The organism is Speluncibacter jeojiensis (assembly GCF_029589495.1).
In the GTDB taxonomy this organism is placed as follows: domain Bacteria; phylum Actinomycetota; class Actinomycetes; order Mycobacteriales; family Mycobacteriaceae; genus Speluncibacter; species Speluncibacter jeojiensis.
This window is the reverse complement of record NZ_JAAIVF010000004.1, coordinates 1-19,751: the sequence shown is the minus strand read 5'-3', so window position 1 is coordinate 19,751 and position 19,751 is coordinate 1. Positions and strand designations below refer to the sequence as shown.

The 19,751-nt window shown below is 70.0% G+C and carries 12 protein-coding genes; 5 read left to right on the top strand and 7 right to left on the bottom strand.

Annotated elements, in window-relative coordinates; all coding sequences use genetic code 11:
• Nucleotides 1-148: 148 nt before the first annotated feature.
• Nucleotides 149-871, top strand: coding sequence for a signal peptidase I (lepB, locus tag G4X40_RS13320; protein ID WP_277833143.1), 723 nt, complete (start codon nt 149-151; stop codon nt 869-871).
• Between the two features lie 12 nt (nt 872-883).
• On the opposite strand, the gene cobJ is transcribed toward lepB, so the two are convergent.
• The 3 genes from cobJ to cobG are packed head-to-tail and all read right to left on the bottom strand — an operon-like array spanning nt 884 to nt 4,240.
• Entirely contained in the window at nt 884-2,377 is a 1,494-nt protein-coding gene (gene cobJ / locus G4X40_RS13315; RefSeq protein ID WP_277833140.1) for a precorrin-3B C(17)-methyltransferase, read from the bottom strand.
• On the bottom strand, nt 2,374-3,024 hold the full coding sequence (locus G4X40_RS13310) for a precorrin-8X methylmutase (RefSeq protein WP_277833137.1): 651 nt from the start codon (nt 3,022-3,024) through the stop codon (nt 2,374-2,376). Before G4X40_RS13310 ends, cobJ begins: the two co-directional genes overlap by 4 nt.
• On the bottom strand, nt 2,990-4,240 hold the full coding sequence (gene cobG, locus G4X40_RS13305; protein ID WP_277833136.1) for a precorrin-3B synthase: 1,251 nt from the start codon (nt 4,238-4,240) through the stop codon (nt 2,990-2,992). The genes G4X40_RS13310 and cobG overlap by 35 nt, the downstream gene beginning before the upstream one ends.
• 156 nt (nt 4,241-4,396) lie before the next feature.
• Here cobG and cobN point away from each other — a divergent pair, with 156 nt between their 5' ends.
• Nucleotides 4,397-8,008: a cobaltochelatase subunit CobN gene (gene cobN / locus G4X40_RS13300; protein WP_277833135.1), complete on the top strand. Its 3,612-nt coding sequence runs from the start codon at nt 4,397-4,399 to the stop codon at nt 8,006-8,008.
• A gap of 19 nt (nt 8,009-8,027) precedes the next feature.
• On the opposite strand, the gene G4X40_RS13295 is transcribed toward cobN, so the two are convergent.
• Nucleotides 8,028-8,654, bottom strand: coding sequence for a maleylpyruvate isomerase family mycothiol-dependent enzyme (locus G4X40_RS13295; protein ID WP_277833132.1), 627 nt, complete (start codon nt 8,652-8,654; stop codon nt 8,028-8,030).
• 177 nt (nt 8,655-8,831) lie between these two features.
• Between G4X40_RS13295 and G4X40_RS13290 the strand changes: the two genes are divergently transcribed.
• Nucleotides 8,832-9,212: a PPOX class F420-dependent oxidoreductase gene (locus tag G4X40_RS13290; RefSeq protein WP_277833130.1), complete on the top strand. Its 381-nt coding sequence runs from the start codon at nt 8,832-8,834 to the stop codon at nt 9,210-9,212.
• A 24-nt stretch (nt 9,213-9,236) separates the two neighbouring features.
• On the opposite strand, the gene G4X40_RS13285 is transcribed toward G4X40_RS13290, so the two are convergent.
• A complete protein-coding gene (locus G4X40_RS13285; protein WP_408642203.1) occupies nt 9,237-10,385 on the bottom strand; it encodes a site-specific integrase in 1,149 nt (382 codons plus the stop codon).
• A gap of 254 nt (nt 10,386-10,639) precedes the next feature.
• Here G4X40_RS13285 and G4X40_RS13280 point away from each other — a divergent pair, with 254 nt between their 5' ends.
• On the top strand, nt 10,640-11,923 hold the full coding sequence (locus tag G4X40_RS13280) for an LGFP repeat-containing protein (protein WP_277833127.1): 1,284 nt from the start codon (nt 10,640-10,642) through the stop codon (nt 11,921-11,923).
• A gap of 760 nt (nt 11,924-12,683) precedes the next feature.
• Here G4X40_RS13280 and G4X40_RS13275 read toward each other — a convergent pair.
• The gene (locus G4X40_RS13275; RefSeq protein WP_277833124.1) at nt 12,684-15,788 is read right to left on the bottom strand and encodes a Tn3 family transposase; all 3,105 of its coding nucleotides are present in this window, start codon (nt 15,786-15,788) and stop codon (nt 12,684-12,686) included.
• A 284-nt stretch (nt 15,789-16,072) separates the two neighbouring features.
• Here G4X40_RS13275 and G4X40_RS13270 point away from each other — a divergent pair, with 284 nt between their 5' ends.
• On the top strand, nt 16,073-17,170 hold the full coding sequence (locus tag G4X40_RS13270) for a coiled-coil domain-containing protein (RefSeq protein WP_277833121.1): 1,098 nt from the start codon (nt 16,073-16,075) through the stop codon (nt 17,168-17,170).
• Between the two features lie 58 nt (nt 17,171-17,228).
• Here the strand turns inward: G4X40_RS13270 and G4X40_RS13265 are convergent.
• Nucleotides 17,229-19,751, bottom strand: a 2,523-nt coding sequence (locus tag G4X40_RS13265) for an ATP-binding protein (protein ID WP_277833119.1), incomplete at its 5' end; no start/stop codon positions are given.

The window sequence follows — 19,751 nt, the reverse complement described above, 5'->3', positions numbered from 1 at the left end:
CCGACGTGGACACCGGCGCGAGCCTGGCACCGAAGGACCCTCGCGCCCGGACGGGGTTCGGTTCGGTGAAGAGGTTGCAGTAGTCGAACTCTCGGGGGCCGACGATGCCCGTCGGGTCGATCGCCGGCTTCCTGGCTAATCTGATCGGGTGACAGGTGAGGCGGGGGCGAGCAGGAACAGACGTCTGGCGCGGAGGCTGCGCGAAGTCGGCATCCTGGTCGTCGTGGCGATAGCGCTGAGCGTGTTGCTGCAGACCTTTGTCGCCAGGATCTACCTGATCCCGTCTCAGTCGATGGAGACCACCTTGCACGGGTGCCCCGGCTGCACCGGCGACCGCATCGTCGTGGACAAGCTCACCTATCGATTCGGAAATCCGCGCCCCGGCGATGTCGTGGTGTTCAAGGGCCCGCCGTCCTGGGACGAACCGCACGCCACCAACCGCTCCCCGAACACGTTCGTTCGCGGGCTGCAGAACCTCGGTTCGTTCGTCGGCCTCGTCCCGCCCGACGAGTTCGACCTGGTGAAGCGGGTGATCGCCATCGGTGGTCAGACAGTCCGGTGCCTGCCCGGAGACAAGGGCGTGGTGGTCGACGGAAAGCTCCTCGACGAGCCCTACCGGAAGAACCCGCCGTCACCGTTGCCCGGTGCGGAATCGCCCTGCCAAGGACCGTATTTCGGACCCGTGCACGTCCCGCCAGGTCACGTCTGGGTGATGGGCGACAACCGCACGAACTCGCAGGATTCGCGCTACCACATGGGTGACGTGAACTCGGGGTGCGTCGCCGCGTCCGACATCATCGGCAAGGCCCGTTGGATCGTGTTGCCGCTCAGTCGCATCGGCTCGATCCCGTCACCCGATCCCCAGTCCTGACAGGCCCGTCCGTCACCCCGGATAGTGCCGCGGCGTGAACACCCGCGTGCCGTCCGCATGCTCGACCACCTGCGTCATCGACGAGCCGATGATCAGCAGACACCGCATGTCGACTGCGTCGGGATCCAGATCCGCCAACCGCACCACCGTGACCTGCTCACGCGGGCCGGCGACATCGCGGCCGATGATGACCGGGGTGTCGGGGGAGCGGTGCTCGAGCAGCAGGTCACGCATCGCGCCGACCTGCCAGGTGCGCGACTTCGACTTCGGGTTGTAGATGGCGATCGCCAGGTCGGCCGACGCGGCGGCCGCGAGCCGCTGCGACACCACCTCCCACGGCTTGAGCCGATCGGACAGCGAGATCACCGCGTAGTCGTGCCCGAGCGGGGCGCCGACCCGGCTGGCGACCGCATTGGCCGCCGTCATGCCCGGATACACCCGCACCGGCACGTCGCGCCACTGCTCCTCGGCGGCCACCTCGAGCACCGCCGCCGCCATCGCGAACACGCCCGGATCGCCCGACGACACGACGACCACCCGGGCGCCGCGCTTGGCCATGTCCAGCGCCATCGCGGCGCGCTCGGCCTCGACCCGGTTGTCGGAGGCGTGCCGGCGCTGGTGCGGCGCCATCGCCACCCGGTCCAGATACGGCTCGTAGCCGACGAAGTCGGTGGCCTGCGCCAGCACCCGCCGGACCTCCGGCGTCGTCCACTCGTGCGAGCCGGGGCCGAGCCCGACCACCGCGACGCTGCCCGACACCTCCTCCGAGGCGACCGCGCGTTCGGCCCGGTTCGACGGGCTCGGCACCACCGCGATCGAGAAGTACGGCACCTCGTCGTCGGCGACCTCCGACGCGGCCAGCACCCGCTGACGGTCGGTGCTGGCCCGCTCCACGTACGAGGCCTCGTCGAGCCGGCCAGACCGCTCCAGCGCCTCACGCACCGCCGGATAGGTGCGGCCGAGCTTCATCACGACCGCCGCGTCGGTGCCGGCGAGTCGCCGGGTGAGTTCCTCGGTCGGCAGCGTGCCGGGCAGCACCGTGAGTACCTCGTCGCGCTCGACGAGCGGGGTCGCCAAGGCGGCCGAGGCCGCGCTGACCGAGGTGATGCCGGGGACGACCTCGGCGTCGAACCGCTCCGCCAGCCGCTTGTGCATGTGCATGTACGAGCTGTAGAAGAGCGGATCACCGGCCGCGAGCAGCGCGACCGTGCGGCCCGCTTCCAGGTGTGCGGCAAGCCGATCCGACGCCGCGGCATAGAACTCGTCGATGGCGCCCTGATAGCCGCCGGGATGATCGGTGGTCTCGGTGGTGACCGGGTAGACCAGCTTCTCCTCGATCTGGCCGTCGCGCAGGTACGGCGCGGCGACCGACCGCGCGATGCTGCGGCCGTGCCGCGCACTGTGATACGCGACCACGTCGGCCTCGCCGATCAGCCGCGCGGCCTTGACCGTCACCAGTTCGGGATCGCCCGGGCCCAGCCCGATGCCCCACAGTTTGCCGCTCATTCCACCACGCTCGCAATCGCATTCACGGCGGCGACGGTGATGGCGCTGCCGCCGCGACGACCACGCACCACCAGGTACGGCAGTGTGCCGCGGGTGATCAGCTCCTCCTTGGACTCGGCCGCGCCGATGAAGCCGACCGGACCGCCGACGATCGCCGCCGGCTTCGGTGCGCCGCGGTCGATCATGTCGAGCAGATGGAACAGTGCGGTGGGCGCGTTGCCGATGGCCACGACCGCGCCGCCGAGACGCTCGCCCCACAGCTCCAGCGCGGCCGCCGATCGGGTGGTGCCCAGCTTCTCGGCCAGCTCCGCGACGCCGGGCGCGGACAGCGTGCACCGCACCTCGTTGTCGGCGGGCAGCCGCTTGCAGGTGATGCCCGCGGCGATCATGTTCGCGTCGCACAGCACCGGGGCGCCGGCCTCGAGGGCCGCGCGGCCCGACCGGACCGCGTCCTCGGTGAACCCGATGTCCCCGGCCAGGCTCACCTGCCCGCTGGCGTGGATCATCCGCACGACGACCCGGGAGACGTCCTCGGGGAAGCGGGTCAGGTCCGCCTCGGCGCGGATCGTCGCGAACGACTGCCGGTAGATCTCGGCGCCGTCGCGCAGATACTCACGGCTCGGTGGGGTCGGATGGTGCTGGGTCACGGTCCACACGATAGGCGGAGCCGGTGGCGACCACGTCGGTCACCTCGCCGCGCGGTCGCCCGCAGCGCCGCTCGCATCCTGCGAAGTGAACCAGCTCACCGTCGCCGAGCGCGGCGCCGTCGGGCAGCAGCCGGGTCGAGACGGCAGCAGACGCATCGACGCGCACGTCGGCGAGTGCCTTCGCGCAACCGGGACGGCCGGCACAGGCGCTGACCCGCGTCCACGGCGAGTTCTCGTCGAACACCAGCCCCATCGGCGCGAGCACCCGGACCACCTGCTCGGCGGACCAGTCGTCGAGGTCACAGATCAGCAGCGTGCGCCATGGGGTGACGACGATCGGCCGTTCGGTCGCGGCCAGGAACTCGCACAGCCGCGCCGACACCCGCCCCAGCGGGACCGCTGCACCCAGAGTCACGGCCCCGGGGGTGGCAGCACCGGGCGCGACGGCACAGTCGTGGTCGAACCAGCCGATCGGCGGACGCCCGTCGGTGCGCAGTTCGATGCGCCCGGCGATCTGGTCCGTGCCCGGATCGTCGAGTCGGACGGCCAGCTGTGCGGCCAACGCCGTCGCCAGCTCGGCGCCACCGCCCGCCAACTCGGCGATGCGCCACTGGTTCGACCGCAGATCCAGGAACAGGTGCGCGGCCGCCAGCACCGCGTCGACCGCTCGGTCGTGGCCCACCCGGATCCCGTGGTCGCGGCCGGCGACGAGCACCGCCACCCGCGCCGCGTCGACGACGTGGATGCCGACGTCCGCGGCCAGCGGCGAAACGTCGCCGCGTCCGTCGTCGAACGACGTAAGGTACCGGCCGGGCAATCCGGCGAGCCGCTCGTCGGCGCACAGCCGCCGGTCCAGCTCGCCGACCCATCCGCGCACATCGACCACGCCCCCGACCCGCCCGGTCAGCGGGGAGACCAGGTAGTTGCGCACCCGCTCGTGCGTGAGCGACGGCAGCAGTCCGCCCGCGACCAGCCGTCGCGCCAGCTCGTCCGGGTCGGTGACCGCGCGTAACTGCACGTTGCCGCGTGAGGTCAGCTCGACCGCGCCGTCGCCGAGTTCGGCCGCCGCCGTACCCAGCAACTGCACCTGCTCGGGGGTGAGCAGCCCGCCGGGCGCCCGCAGCCGCGCCAGTGCCCCGTCCGCCGCCTGGTGCACCGACAGTGCGCCCGGGCAGGCGTCGGCGCGGGTACGGGAGCGTGGACCGGGGGACACCATGTGCTCCAGGGTAGGGAGGGCCGATAGCATCGTCGACGGCAGCTCACGGGAAGACCGGTGCGATTCCGGCGCGGTCCCGCCACTGTGAAGCCAGACCCCTGTGCTGCCGACCATGACCACTGACCAAGGGGCGCGGACCCCGGGGAGGCCCTGCTCGTGATCCTGCTGCTCTCGACCTCCGACACCGACCTGCTCAGCGCGCGTGCGAGCGGTGCCGACTACCGCTGGGGCAACCCGGCGCGCCTGCTCGTCGACGACCTGCCCGGCCTGCTGGGTGGCGTCGACCTGGTGATCGTCCGCATCCTCGGCGGTCGTCGCGCCTGGGAGGACGGGCTGGACGCCGTGCTCGCGTCCGGTATCCCGACAGTCGTCCTCGGCGGCGAACTCGCCCCCGACGCCGAGCTCATGGAGTGCTCGACGGTGCCGGCCGGTGTGGCCGCGGAGGCGCACAACTACCTGGCCGAGGGTGGCGCCGAGAACCTCGGCCAGCTCCACGCGTTCCTGTCCGACACGGTGCTGCTGACCGGCCATGGGTTCGGCGGGCCCGTGCACACCCCCAGCTGGGGTCACCTCGATCGGGACCTCGCTGCCGTCGAAGGGCCGACGGTCGCCGTGCTCTACTACCGGGCCCAGCACCTGGCCGGCAACACCGGCTACGTCGAGGCGCTGTGCGAGGCGATCGAACGCGCCGGCGGCCGGCCGATGCCGATCTTCTGCGCCTCGCTTCGGACCGCCGAGCCGGAACTGCTCGAGACCCTCGGCGTCGCCGACGCGCTGGTGGTCACCGTGCTGGCGGCCGGTGGCACCAAGCCGGCGAACGCGTCGGCCGGCGGCGACGACGAGGCGTGGGACGTCACCGCGCTCGCCGCGCTGGATGTGCCGATCCTGCAGGGCCTGTGCCTGACCACCGGCCGCGACCAGTGGGCCGAGAGCGATGACGGCCTCTCGCCGATGGACGTCGCCAGCCAGGTCGCGGTCCCGGAGTTCGACGGGCGCATCATCACCGTGCCGTTCTCGTTCAAGGAGATCGACGCCGACGGGCTGAGCGCCTACGTGCCCGACGCCGAGCGGGCCGACCGGGTCGCCGGCATCGCCGTGCGGCACGCCCGGCTGCGGCACATCCCGCCCGCCGAGCGCCGCGTCGTGCTGATGCTCTCGGCCTACCCGACCAAGCACGCCCGCATCGGCAACGCGGTCGGCCTGGACACCCCCGCCAGCGCGCTGGCCCTGCTGAGCGAGATGCGCACCGCCGGATACGACATCGGTCCGTCCGACGGCCCCGACTCGATCCCCGGCCTGGCGGAGGGCGACGGCGACGCGTTCATCCACGCGCTCATCGCCCGCGGCGGCCAGGACGCCGACTGGCTCACCGCCGACCAGCTCGAGGGCAACCCGATCCGCATCTCCGCCGCCCGCTACCGCAGCTGGTTCGCCACGCTGCCCGCCGAGCTGCGCGAGGGCGTCGAGCGGCACTGGGGCCAGGCCCCCGGCGAGCTGTACGTCGACCGTTCCGGTGACCGGGACGGCGAGATCGTCATCGCGGCAATGCAATTCGGCAACGTGGTGATCATGGTGCAGCCGCCGCGCGGCTTCGGCGAGAACCCGGTCGCGATCTACCACGACCCGGATCTGCCGCCGAGCCACCACTACCTGGCCGCCTATCGGTGGCTCGCCGCCGCCACCGCGGACGGGGGTTTCGGGGCCGACGCGCTGGTGCACCTGGGCAAGCACGGCAACCTCGAATGGCTGCCCGGCAAGACGCTCGGCATGTCCGCATCCTGCGGCACCGACGCCGCGCTCGGCGACCTGCCGCTGATCTACCCGTTCCTGGTCAACGACCCCGGCGAGGGCACCCAGGCCAAGCGTCGCGCGCACGCCACCCTCGTCGACCACCTCATCCCGCCGATGGCGCGCGCCGAGTCCTACGGCGACATCGCCCGGCTCGAGCAACTGCTCGACGAGCACTCCAACATCTCCGCACTCGACCCGGCCAAGCTGCCGGCGATCCGTCAGCAGATCTGGACGCTCATGCGCGCCGCCAAGATGGACCACGACCTGGGCCTGGCCGAGCGCCCCGAGGAGGACGTGTTCGACGACATGCTGCTGCACGTCGACGGCTGGCTGTGCGAGATCAAGGACGTGCAGATCCGCGACGGCCTGCACATCCTCGGTTCTGCGCCGCAGGGCGAGGCGGAGGTCGACCTGGTGCTCGCGATGCTGCGCGCCAAGCAGATGTCGGGCGGCGAGCGGTCCGTCCCGGGCCTGCGGGAGGCGCTGGGCCTGAGCGAGTCCGGTGTCGGGGTCGACGGCACCGAGAACCGCACCCGCGTCGACGAGATCGAGGCGCAGGCGCACGCGCTGGTCGCCGCGATGGCCAAGGCCGATTGGGATCCCGCGGCCGCCGACGGCCTGCACGAGGACGACACCGTGCGGCAGATCCTGCGGTTCGCCGCCACCGAGGTGGTGCCGCGGCTGCGGCAGACCTCCAGCGAGATCGCGCAGGTGCTGCACGCCCTCGACGGCGGGTTCATCGCCGCCGGACCGTCGGGCTCGCCGCTGCGCGGGCTGATCAACGTGCTCCCGACCGGCCGCAACTTCTACTCGGTGGACCCGAAGGCGGTGCCGTCGAGGCTGGCGTGGGAGACCGGTCAGGCGATGGCCGACTCGCTGGTGCAGCGCTACCTCGCCGACCACGGTGAGTACCCGACGTCGGTGGGGCTGTCGGTGTGGGGCACCTCGGCGATGCGCACCTCCGGCGACGACATCGCCGAAGTCCTTGCGCTGCTCGGTGTCCGGCCGGTGTGGGACGAGGCGTCGCGCCGGGTCACCGGGCTCGAGCCGATCCCGCTCGCCGAGCTGGGCCGTCCCCGCATCGACGTCACCGTGCGCATCTCCGGGTTCTTCCGCGACGCGTTCCCGCACGTGCTCGCGCTGCTCGACGACGCGGTCCGGTTGGTTGCAGGACTCGACGAGTCGGCCGACGACAACTACGTGCGCGCCCACGCGCAGGCCGACCTCGCCGAGCACGGCGACGAACGCCGGGCCACCACCCGGATCTTCGGGTCCAAGCCCGGCACCTACGGGGCCGGGCTGCTGCAGTTGATCGACTCGAAGAACTGGCGCGACGACGCCGACCTCGCGCAGGTCTACACCGCGTGGGGGGGCTTCGCCTACGGCCGCGGGCTAGACGGTGTTCCCGCCGGCGACGACATGCGCACCGCCTACCGGCGGATCGCGGTGGCCGCCAAGAACACCGACACCCGTGAGCACGACATCGCCGACTCCGACGACTACTTCCAGTTTCACGGCGGCATGGTCGCCACCGTCCGCGCGCTGACCGGAAAGGATCCGGAGGCATACATCGGCGACAGCACCCGCCCGGACGCGGTGCGCACCCGCACCCTGTCCGAGGAGACCACCCGGGTGTTCCGGGCCCGCGTGATCAACCCGCGCTGGCTCGAAGCGATGCGCCGGCACGGCTACAAGGGCGCGTTCGAGATGGCCGCGACCGTCGACTACCTGTTCGGCTACGACGCCACCACCAACGTCGTCGCCGACTGGATGTACGAGAAGCTCACCGAGACCTACGTGCTCGACGAGCAGAACCGCGCGTTCATGGCCGAGTCGAACCCGTGGGCGCTGCACGGCATCGCCGAGCGTTTGCTGGAGGCGGTCGAGCGCAAGATGTGGGAGGCTCCGGAGCAGGCGACGCTGGACGCGTTGCGGCAGGCGTACCTGGAGACCGAGGGGGAACTCGAGGGCGAGTAGGCGTAGTGCGCCGCGGCGGTCATCGCCGCAGGCGCGCCGCCAGGATGTCCAGACCCGGACCGGTCAGGTCCGCCAGGCCCGACTCGCGGCCCGCGAGGGCGACGAGGATCGCCTCGCCCGGGCCGCGTACCTCGGGCCCGGTGCCGTGGCTCCAGTCCACGTCGGTCGCGACCGCACGAAGTCCCCGGATGTTCGCCGGGGCCGGCAGGGCGCGAGCGCGGGGCGTGAAGTCCAAGGCCGCGACGAGTCGTTCCTCGGGCACCACCCGTGGTCGGTCGAGCGCCCGGCGGATGTCCTGGTGGTGGATCACCGCATCGGTGAGCGCGATGGCGCTGCCGAACATCGTCGTGACACCCCGGGGCACGGCATGTGCGCGCAGCGTGGCCACCAGTTCGTCGGTGGACTGGCGTCGGCTCCGGTCGACACCGGCCTGATTGCAGCGGCTCAGCGAGAACCCGGAGCGGGCGAACAGTGACAGCAGCGCCGGCCAGCCGAGCAGGTCGTAGCTCGGCACGTGGCCCGCGACGTCGCGCACCGACCATCCCGGGCACAGCGATGGCCGCGTCCACTCGTCATCGGTGAGGGTGTCGAGAAAGTCGGCCAGGTCGCGCCGTTCCTCCGTCGCCAGGTCTTTGAGAGCAGCCATGATGCCGTGCACTCCTTGTCGCGCAGTTCTAGGACGCAGCGCAGTTCTATGACGTCGCGCAGTCCTATGACGCAGGTCCTGTCGACATTGCACCACGAAACCCGGTGCCGCCGACGATGATCTGCCGGGTTCACCGTCCAGTCCTGCCGACGCCGGCCGGTGCGTACGCTGACGGGCATGACTGCCACGCTCGGCGAGATCGGCGCCGCGAAGTACGTTCTGCTGACCACGTTCCGCAAGGACGGTACCGCCGTGCCGACGCCGCTGTGGGTGGCGATGGACGGCGACACGATGCTGCTGTGGACCGTCGCCGACTCGTGGAAGGTCAAGCGGATCCGCCGCACCCCACGGGTGACGGTCGGGGTGTGCGACGTGCGCGGCAATCCGAAGGGCCCGCAACTCGACGCCACCGCGACGATCCTCGACGACGCCGGCAGTGATCGCGCCCGCTCGGTGATCGCCCACAAGTACGGCATCCTCGGCTGGATCACGATGAAGGGCAGCCTGATCCGGCGCGGCCGCGGCGGGACGGTGGGGGTTGCGGTCACGGCGGCGTGAAACCGGCATCGCCCGACCCGGTTCCTAGAGCCCGAGTGCGGTAACGGCGTTGCCGTGCAGACCCGCGTGCTGGCGGGAGTAGAGGGCGATCATCCGCTGGTCGGTGTGCCCGCTCTGCGTCATGATCTGTTCGGCGCTGGCCGCGTTGCGGACTGCCTGGGTGACGAATCCGGCCCGCAGGCTGTGTCCGCCGAGCATCGCGACGAACTCTTCCGCGTATCCGGCCTGCCGTGCGCGCCGCTGGATCATCGACGCGATCGCCTGGCCGGACAGCGCAGAAGTACCGATTCCACCGGTGCGGTGTACCCGCCGGAACAGCGGTCGCGCCACCGACTCCGAGGTCCCGGCCCTGCCGCGGCAGCAGTGCTCGGTGTGATCGTCGGTGGGACCGGACAGTAGCGCCGAGACACCGCCGCGTCCGGTGTCGTCCCACACGTCCACGACCTGCCGCCACCGCCAGTACGCGCAGACCGGGCACGTCGCCGACGACGCCCCGTAGGGCAGGGTGACGGTGCGCCCGGCGGCGGCCTGGTCGGTCTTCGACCGGCGGATTGTCACGTACAGCCCGTCGGCGCGGTGGGGCCGGACGTCGGAGACGAGAAGCCCGGCCAACTCGGAACGGCGCATCGCCCCGGTCAGCCCGATCAGCAGCAGTGCCGAGTCCCGGCGCTCCGCGACGCGGTCCGGCCAGGATCCGGCCGAGGACCGTGCGCGCATCTCTTCGACGATGGTCCGCACGTCCTCGGTCAGCAACGGTTCCCGGCGCGCGGGCGGTGTGGCGCGGGTGCGGGCGATGCCCCGCAGGATCTCCCGCACCGCCGGCGCCTGGCCCGGCTTCGGGTGCCCGGCGAGCGAGTGGATCGTGTTGATCGACGCCACCCATCGCGTCAGCGTCGACGGCGCGTACGCAGGCCGCCCGTCCGGCCGCACCTCCGTGGATTTCTCGGTGAGGAACCAGCCGACCAGTTCCGGGCCCGCCGGCAGCGGTCGCCGGCCGACGCGATCACACCAGCGGGTGAAGATCGTCCAGTCGCTGATCTGCGCGGCCCGCGTGTTCGCGGACACCGACTCGGCCCGCAGGCGCTGCATCGCCTCGACGACCTCGGGCGGGACCGGCATCGGTGTGTCCGGGACGGCGCTCGGCCGCACCGGCGCGTCGGGCATCCCGCTCATGCCACCTCTTCCGTTGTCGCTTCTCCGTTGTCGTCGCCACCCGGGCTGTTCGCCGGGACGATACCGCCGGCCGGTGACATCCGGCGGTGCACCGCCCGGTGGGTTCGCCGCGTCACCGTCGCATTGTCACCGGCGCACACATCCGACTGTTCCAGGGGTGGGAACCGAATACGCCTGAAAGGGGCCGCGGGCCGTAGTTCGGCTACGCGTGATCTGGGCAAAGCAGTGTTGGGGTGGTCTGCCAACCCGCGTCGGTGAGCCAGTTCGTCACCGGTGCCGGCAGTTCCGAGCTGGCGGTGCCCTCGGACCGCGAGGAGATCCCCGAGGGCTTCACCAAGGCCGATGCCGACAAGGCTGAAACCATGGAGGCCCGACTGCAAACGTCCACCACCCGTGCGGGTGTGTCACCGCTGGTCGCGCCGGGCTGCCAGGCGTACTGGCCGGCACCGTACGAGGTGTGCGGGGCGATCAAGGACAAGTACAACTCGCTCGGTGGGCCGAACAGCTTCCTGAAGTATCCGATCAGCGCCGAGCTGACCAACCCCGGAAACACCGGCAAGCGCAGCGAATTCATGGTCGGACCCATCTACTGGTCCGCCGCCACCGGTGCGCACCCGATTGTGAACTCCTTCATGACCAAATGGGGATCGCTCGGTTGGGAGGGCGGCTACCTCAGGTACCCGACGACCGACGAGATCGTCAACCCGGACGGGGTCGGCCGACGACAGGAGTTCCAGGGCGGGGCGATCTACTGGCATCCGGTCTCGACCGTCAACGGCGCCGCGATCGGCGGCGCCATCCGCGACAAATGGAACACCGTCCAGGCCGAACGCCCAGGTAGCCTGCTCGGATACCCGACGTCAGACGAGACCGTTCTGCCAGATGGTCAGGGAAGGATGAACCGGTTCGAACGCGGCGTCATCTACTGGTCACCGACCACCGGCGCACACCCCGTTGTTGAGCCCATATTGAACGCATGGGCAAATGTCGGCTACGAACGCAGCTCATATGGTTATCCAACGGCAGATATGACGAGCGACCCTGCCCACATCGGCGGAGTAGTGCATCAGTTCCAGCATGGCCCCCTCGCCGTACAGGCCAATCTGGTTCCGGTGTCTGGCAACTCCCATTGCCACGGCCAGGACATCACCGGGTGTGTGCCATCCGGCCCAAGCGTTCTCGATGACTGCGTTCAACACATTATCGTGGATGACAACGCGAATCTCGCGCTCTACAACGGCGGTCAGTACCGTCTCGAATGCGGGGATTTCCGTAACCATATTTCGAAGCATTTTTCACACCCGAATGAAATTTCGGATGAGGACGGGAGGAACTTCTTCAAGTGCACCAGTAATGCGCTGATCTTCGGAGTTCCGGCCGACGCGGACATGGGCGATGGGCATCAGACAAGATACATCAACTCCGGGGTCCAGGGATTCGTTGTCACACGTGGTGCGCCGTACTTTACGATCTACACTGCGTATACTTCTGGCGACGGCGGAAATGACTGGGGTGGATGTGTCCGAGACAGCAGCTAGCCGAGAGCGTTCCCATCAGCAAGTATTGAACACGGTTAACAGGATTCTGGCGGCAGCCAATGAACGTAACCAGCGGGAACTTTCCCTCCTCGCCAAAACGAGGCTGAGAGATCTTCTGTTGGCAGGGGACCTGACAGAAGGCTCAATACTCGAGGTGATTGAAAGGGTCGGACCTGTTCACATGATTCCAGTGCCTATGGTCGCTGTAGACGGTCGGCTAGCGCTCACCCACTTCTCCATCCAAGGATGCGATGCCCCCAATGCCCTGTCATTTCAGGCTGTTCTAACCCGACAGGACGACGCCGGTGACACCGATTTTGAACTCCACGAATGGGTGGCGATCAATCTATCGGAGATCCGATCAATATTCCTTCAAAAGCCCTGACAATCAGGGAGCCCGGAATGGCTGGTGAAGACCGACTGCGACCTGGGGATCGAGAATGTGATGTAACTACTGGCCGGCGCGGGTCCAGCGGCGCTCCGGAAGGCGAGGCGACCTGGCAGACAGGCCCGGTCGCACCGTCCTGAAAAGAACTCGCCACCCACGCCGGCGCTGGTGGTCGAGATATCGCCGCCCACGCTGGCCAGGGCCAGGCGGCCTTGCAGGCGCCAACCCCCTCTCAAACAATCCTGGAGCGGGGTTGGCGCCGAGGTCAGCGCATTGAGCTATCCGTCCGCCCGGCACGAGTGGGGCGTCGGTGTGCACAGCAGCTGGGAAGCCGCGAGTCAGAAAGTGCCGAGCCGAACGCCGACTGCGCGGTCACGTGAGCTGCCCGAACAGCACTCGCGGTGCCAGGTCGAGCCGGGTGGCAGGGGCCTGGTCGGGCGGGGCGAGGTTGAGCACGAGGTCGCCCATGCGGCGGATGTTGTGGGTGATGTAGGGGGTGATGGTGGCCAGGTCGTCGGTGTCGACGGGATAGCCCTCGGCTGCGAGACCGTTGGCGACGTCGGTGATGTCCAGGGCGGTCGAGTAGATCGCGCAGTTGGCCAGCAGTTCGTTGAACTTCACGACCCGTTCCTGGTGGTCGGGGTCGTTGTGGCCGATGAGCTTGCCGCCGATCATCAACCATTCCGCGTAGCCGTGGAACGCCTCGGCCTTGTTCGTGACCGCCGTGATCTGCTCGCGCAGTCCGGGTTCGGACAGGTACCGCAGCAAGGTGACGGTCCTGATGACCCGGCCCAGTTCGCGGAATGCCCGGTACAGGCGGTTCTTGTGGGAGTGGTTGCCGAGCCGGCGCAGCAGCGTCACCGACGAGATGTGGCCCTCGCGGATGGAGATCGCGGTGCGCAGCAGGTCGGTCCAGTGCCGGGCGATCAGTGCCCAGTCGATGGCGTCGTCGCCGAACAGGGAGTCGATGTGTGAGTAGCGGGTGGCCGGGTCGGGGCGGTAGAAGTTCAGGTCGTGCCAGTTGCGGATCCGCGGCAGCAGCTCGAACCCGAGCAGCGCGGCGAGCCCGAACACCGGAAGCGACTGGCCCTGGGTGTCGGCGTGGATGGTGTCGGGTTGGACGTCGGACTCGTTGCGCAGCAACCCGTCGACGATGAACACCGCTTCCCACGCCCCGCACGGCACGAAATGGGAGAACAGCGCGATGTAGGTGTCGGAGACGAACCGCATCGCCAGCCCGCCGTAGCCGCCGTAGCGGATGTGGGATTCGGCGAGCAGGTTGTTCTCCCAGGTGTCGATCTGCGTCCCGTCGACGGCGACGATCTGCCCGTCGCCCCACACCCCGGCCACATCCAAGGTGGTGAAGGCGCCAATCACATCGGCCGAGCAGCGGTGCACCTTGTCGGCGGTGGAGTGCTTGTTGCCCGCGGTATACAGCTCGTGAGCGGAGACCTGGCCGCGCATGTGCCGGGCCACCTCGGTCGCACCGAGGTTCGCGCCGTAGGCGTAGGCGGTGAGCACATACCGGCCCAGCACGTCGCCGCGGATCTTCGGATCCGACCCGGATGCCGGCCCCAAATGCCGCGGCCATCCGGTCAGGTAGGCGGCGCGGGTGAGGATGTCGAGCAGGCTGCGTTCGGGCAGCCGCTGATGCACCGCCTGCTCCAGGGCCAGCGCGGACGGGCGCCGGTCGGTGCCCTTGCGGCGCTTGAGGACCGGTTTGCCGTCCTCCAACACCAGATCGGTGTTCGCCGGATAGCCCGCATCAACCTCGGCCGCAGCGGCGGCGAGCCGGCGCCGGTAGAACCCGACCAGCGCCTCGGCTTCGGTGGGGATGCCGGCCTGCTCGCAGAACCGCGCGGCCAGCGGCGCGCACTCGTCCCAGCTCATCAACTGCGCGCCCAGGTCGGCGTAGGAATCGGACCCGACCACGGCGATATCGCCCGACCGCAACTCGGCCGCGAGGTGGGAGAACACGCACACCTCCAGGTGCCGTCGCGACAGCATCCCCGGCCGGGTCCGATCGCGCAGCACCTTGCGCCACAGCACGCTCGCGAACGCGTCGACGTCCACCACGGTCGTGTGCGCTCGCCCTTCGCGGTTGTGAGTGGTGGTCTGCTCGATCCAGTCGCCGCGCCGGTGGCGGTTGGCGCGGATGAACTCGACCGCGTCGAGCACGCTGCGGTCCGCGGTCGTGGACACCAGGTGAAGGGCGTCGACCAGGGTGAACAGTGCCGGGCGGTGCGAGCGGTAGAACCCTTCCAGCAGCGGAAGATAGTTGTTGCCGTGATAGGCCGTGACCGCCTCGTGCGCGGCGGACAGCTGTTCGAGCCCGCCCGCGGACTCGAGCGTTTTGAGTAGCAGCCGCCCGGCCCGCGCGGCGACGTCGCCCTCCACGCCGGTGCCTTCCACACCGGTTCCCCCGCTCGGCGGCGGGACGTCGCCGGGGTCCGGGTCGGGTGAGATTGTGGTTGCTTCGCGGGCGCCGGCGAGGACGTCGCCGAGCACGCCGATCAGCCGTTCGGTCTCGGCGCGGTGCGCCTCACGCAGTTCCTCGAGGCGCTCGCGGGCCTTCTTGTGGAGGGCGGCCATGCGTTTGCAGAACATGGTCACCACCTCGTCGCGGGCCTGAACTCGTTGCTGATGGATCAGGGCGGCCAGCAGGGTGATCCGTTTGGCCTCGCCGGTTTTGCGCATGTCGTCGACGCCGGCGAGCTGCGCCTGCCCGGCGAAGTGGGCGACCTTGCCCGGCGGCACACCGTGCAGCCACGCCTCGGTCGGGCCGAGCGCATCCAACCCCTGCACATGTGCCAGGCGCTCTTTGAAGTTGCCCAATGTCGCCGCCCGCGCCGGGGTTTTGATCCGGTCGAACTCGCTGCGCCGCGTCGCCGGATCCACCACCAGCAGCCGCTCCAGCCGGGTCCGCTCGGCCCACCCCAGGCGCCCCGACACCAGCGCGAAGAACTCGCCGTTGACCTCGGCGCGGATCGTGGCGGCCATCGCATCGAGGGTGCTGTAACCGGGGAGTTCGCAGCGGGCCCGGACCAGTTCCTCGAGCGCCACGTTGATCAGGTCGGCCGGGTTGTCCTTAGTTTGTACTGCCGCGCGAATCGCCTGTTCCGCGACGGCCCGCACCTTCGCCGCCTCGTATTTCACGCTCAGGTAGTCGCGGACGAATCCGCGGTGGCGTTTCGCGGTGCGGTCCGCGTCGGTCTCCGGGCTCACCTCGTCGGGCAGGTCGAGGACCCCGCGCACGGTGTCGACGACGACGGCTGGGATGTCACGCAGCTTCGGGAAGTACCCGAGCCGCTGATACGCCTTCAGCCGCACCGCCAGGGCAAGCAGGTGAGCATCGCTGTGCGCCTTCCCGCGTGCCCACGCGACCTCGTCCGGTGTTGGGGTGAACGACTCGGCCAGCTCGTGGGCGGACACCACCCGCTTGAACCGCGGATATGCGGTCCGATCGATCGACGCCAACCCGACACTCCAGCAAGATCACCACCCGGACCGCATGACCATACCCACACCCGAAACGGTCGCGACAGACCGCACCTGACCAGGACCTACAGCCCGCTGCGGCCCCTTTCCGGCGTATTCGGTTCCCACCCCTTCCACGCCGGTTCCGCGTCGGGTTCTCGCCGGCGTTCCGGTGAGGCATCAGGCGCGACCACCAACTCACCATAAGTGGGGATTATGACGATCAAGATCGGCCGTTTCATTACGACACGCATTACGTAACAAGGCAGGTAATGTTTCAAAACGTGGTGACAAACGAATCCGCGGCGAAAACGGCTCCGGTCGACGATCCCGTCGACGATGGGGACGCGCCGCGCCCGCGCCCCGGCCGGCCCCGCAAGTACGCCAGCGACGCCGATCGGGTGCGTGCGTTTCGCGCGCGTCAGAAGGCCAGGGAGCAACAGGTCGACATCGACGCCGTCGGGACCGCCACGCCGAGCGAGGTGGTCGGCACCCTCGAGCGGACGCTGACCGACCTGCGCGCCGTCACCGGGACTGCGGTCGAACAGTTCTCGCTCGCCGCACGACAGATCACGGCGGCCGTCGAGCGGCTCACCGACCCGGCGGCGCTCGACAGCGCCCTGCACCGCGCGAACCTCGAACTGGCTCAGGCGAAAGCCACATACGAAACCGAGCTGAAGGAGCTTCGGGCCCGGCACGACGCCGCCCTCGACGATCGCGCCAACGCGGACGCGGCAGTCGCTGCGGTCGACGCCGAACTGGCGGCCGGCCTCGCCGCCCACCGCGATGAGGTCGGGCGGCTCACCGCCGAACGCCGGACCGCGATCGAGGATCTGGAGCGGTCACACCGCACCCGGATGGAGGAGACCGCCGAGCAGATCGCGGCACTGGAACAGGACCGCGACTCCCGACTGTCCACCTCGGCGGCGGAGATCGAGGCGCTGCGCGCGCAGCTACGCGAGTCGCAGGCGCGCGCGGCCGCGGCCGAGCAGCGGGCCACGGCGGCCGAACTCGCGCGGGCCGCGGCCGAACGGCGTGCCGACGACGAGGGCGAGTCCGCGGCGCGGCACCTCGCACAGTTCACGGCGGTGTCCGAACAGCGGATCGCGGATCTGCGGACGGCCGCGGAGAACGCCGCGGCCGCAACAGCGTCCACGATCACCCGGCTGGAGGAGTCGGTCGAGCATGAACGCGGCGCCGCGGCCGACGCCCGGCTCCGCGTCGATGCGCTCCGCGACGAACTGGAAGGCTCTCGCGTCGAGGCGGGTCGGGCGCGTACCGCCGAGGCTGCGCTGCGCGAGCAACTGTCGGAACTGCGTGCAGTGTCAACCGAACCGGAAGCCTCGCGCCGACGGAGCCGGAACGCGCCGACCCCGAGTTGACCACGGTCAGGTGGCTGTCACTCGGTGGGTTGTCACTCGGTGAGTTGTCACAGCGCCGTCATGCGGTGGGATCTCCAGGGGGAGTGGTCGACTGCTGCTCAACGACCCACGCCGCGACCTGCGCGCGAGAGGTGAAGTCCAGCTTGGTCAGGATGTGGTCGACGTGGCCCTCCGCCGTGCGCTGGGAGATGACCAGCCGGCCGGCGATCGCCTTGTTCGTCAGCCCCTCTGCGATCAGCTCGGCGACCTGCAGTTCCCGCTTGGTGAGCTTCGTCTGCGCCTTCGCGGCCGGCGCGGAGGGTACGGTGGCGCGCTCGCCGAGCGCATGGGCGATCGCGGACCCGGTGGTCATCACCGAGCCCTCCCGCTGGGCCTCGGCGAGCGTCGCCGCGTCCAGCGACGCGCGGACGGTCGCGTCGAACTGCTCTTGGTAGACGAGCAGATTCGGGAAGAGCACCGGATTGGAACCGATGAGACGCTGGTGCGCCTCCGCGGATCCCATGATGATCGCCGCGCGGCGCGCGTGTCCCTGCCCGGCCGCCACCCAGGCCAGTGCCTGCAGGCAGGTGAACACCATCAGCGGATCGTCGGTCCGGCGGGTCAGGCGCAGGCCCTCCTCCAACAGCAACACCGCCCGGTTCGGCTCGCCGGCCCGCCACAGGTCCACGCCGTTGGCCCACAGTGAGTATCCGCGGTGCACGAACTCCCCGTACTCCTGAGCGAGATTCAGCGCCCGGCTCTGGTACTTCAGCGACAGGTCGGTGCCGTCGCCCACGTGCGCCCAGCCGAGCAGGCTCAACGCTTCGAGCCGTAGTTGCGGCTCGCCGGACACGCCGGGTGCGTTCACGGCGTCCGCCAGGCGGATCCGGGCGCGATCCAGTTCGCCGCCGAAGAACGCGGTGATCCCGTCGGTGATGGCGACGAAGGCGTGGGTGGCCGGGTCCGCCGAAGGGCCGTCCAACGACCGGGCCTCGACGGTGCGGGCGTCGGCGGCCACCAGATCGCCCTGGAACCCGGCCAGGATGGCGGCGGCGTAGAGCGCCCGGGCACGCAGGACCGGCGGCTGCGGGTGCGGTTGCTCGAGCGCGCGGGCGAGCCAACGCCGCCCCTCGGCGAAGAACCCGCGCGCCATCCAGAACGGGTACAGCGCCGTGGCGATGAGCAGTGCGCTGCCGTCCTCCCGCGCGAGCGCGAACTCGAAGGCCTGCCGTAGGTTGGGCAGCTCCCGGCGCACGCGGGCGATCCACTCGAGCTGACGCGGGCCGATCCAGTCGGCAGCCGCGTCCCGGACCAGTCGGCGGTACCAGTCCCGGTGGCGCAGGCGCAGATCCGCGCCTGCGTCGGTGTCCTCGAGCTTCTCGCGGCCGAACTCGCGCACGGTGTCGAGCAACCGGAAACAGGACTGTCCGCCGGCGTCGTCGCGCAGCACCACCGACTTGTCCACCAGGGCAGCGAGCGTGTCGAGCAGATCCTGTCCGCCGGTGTCGCTGCACACGTGCTCCACGTCGTCGACGTCGAAACTGCCTGCGAACAAGGACAGTTCGCGCCACAGTTGCTGCTCGTCGGGTGTGCACAGCTCGTAGCTCCAGCCGATGCTCCAACGCAGCGTCTGCTGGCGCTGCGGCGAGTCCCGGCTGCCGCGGGTGAGCAGCTTGTAGCGGTCGGTGAGCCGTTCGAGGATCTGCTCCGGGGACAGGGCGCGCAGCCGGGCCGCGGCCAGCTCGATCGCCAACGGCAGCCCGTCGAGACGTTCACAGATCTGCGCCACGACGGCGGTGTTCGACTCGGTGAGTTCGAAGCCCGGCACGGCGGCGGCGGCACGCTCTGCGAACAGCGCCACGGCGTCGGAACGGGTGGCGCTGCGCAGCGACGGCGCGGCCTCCGGGTCCGGCGTGGTCAGCGGAGACACCCGGATCACCGTTTCGCCGCCCAGGCCGAGCGGTTCGCGGCTGGTGGTCAGTACGTGCAGGTCCGGGCAGCGCGCCAACAGCACCTGGAACAGTTCGGCGACCGCGTCGATCACCTGCTCGCAGTTGTCGACCACGAGCAGGGTCGTACGCGGCGCCAACGCGTCGACGAGCGCCTCGGTCAGCGACCTGCCCGCATAGTCCCGCACGCCGAGTGTCGTGGCGACCACGTCGACGACGACCGACGCGGAGCGGACCTCGCCCAGTTCGACCAGCCAGACGCCGTCCGGGTAGTTCCGGCGCACCGATGCCGCGGTGTGCAGCGCGAGGCGGGTCTTGCCGACTCCGCCGATGCCGGCGAGCGTGACCAGGCGGCTGGTACCGAGCGCGTTGCGGACGGCGGTCAGTTCGCTGCGGCGGCCGACGAAACTGGTCAGTTCCTCCGGGAACTCCGCCGGCGCCGACATGGGGCCCGGCCCCTCGGCGGGCAGTTCGCCGGTCGGCTCCCGCGCTCCGGTGTGTTCGTGGGTGAGTTGGCGGAGGTGGTGGGTGAGTTCGGTGGTGGCGGGGCGGTCTTTCGGGTCGCGGGCCATGGTGTGTTCGATGAGGTCGGCGAGGTCGTGGTCGATGCCGGTGTCGCGGAGGTCGGGGATGGGGGCGGTGGTGATGCGCAG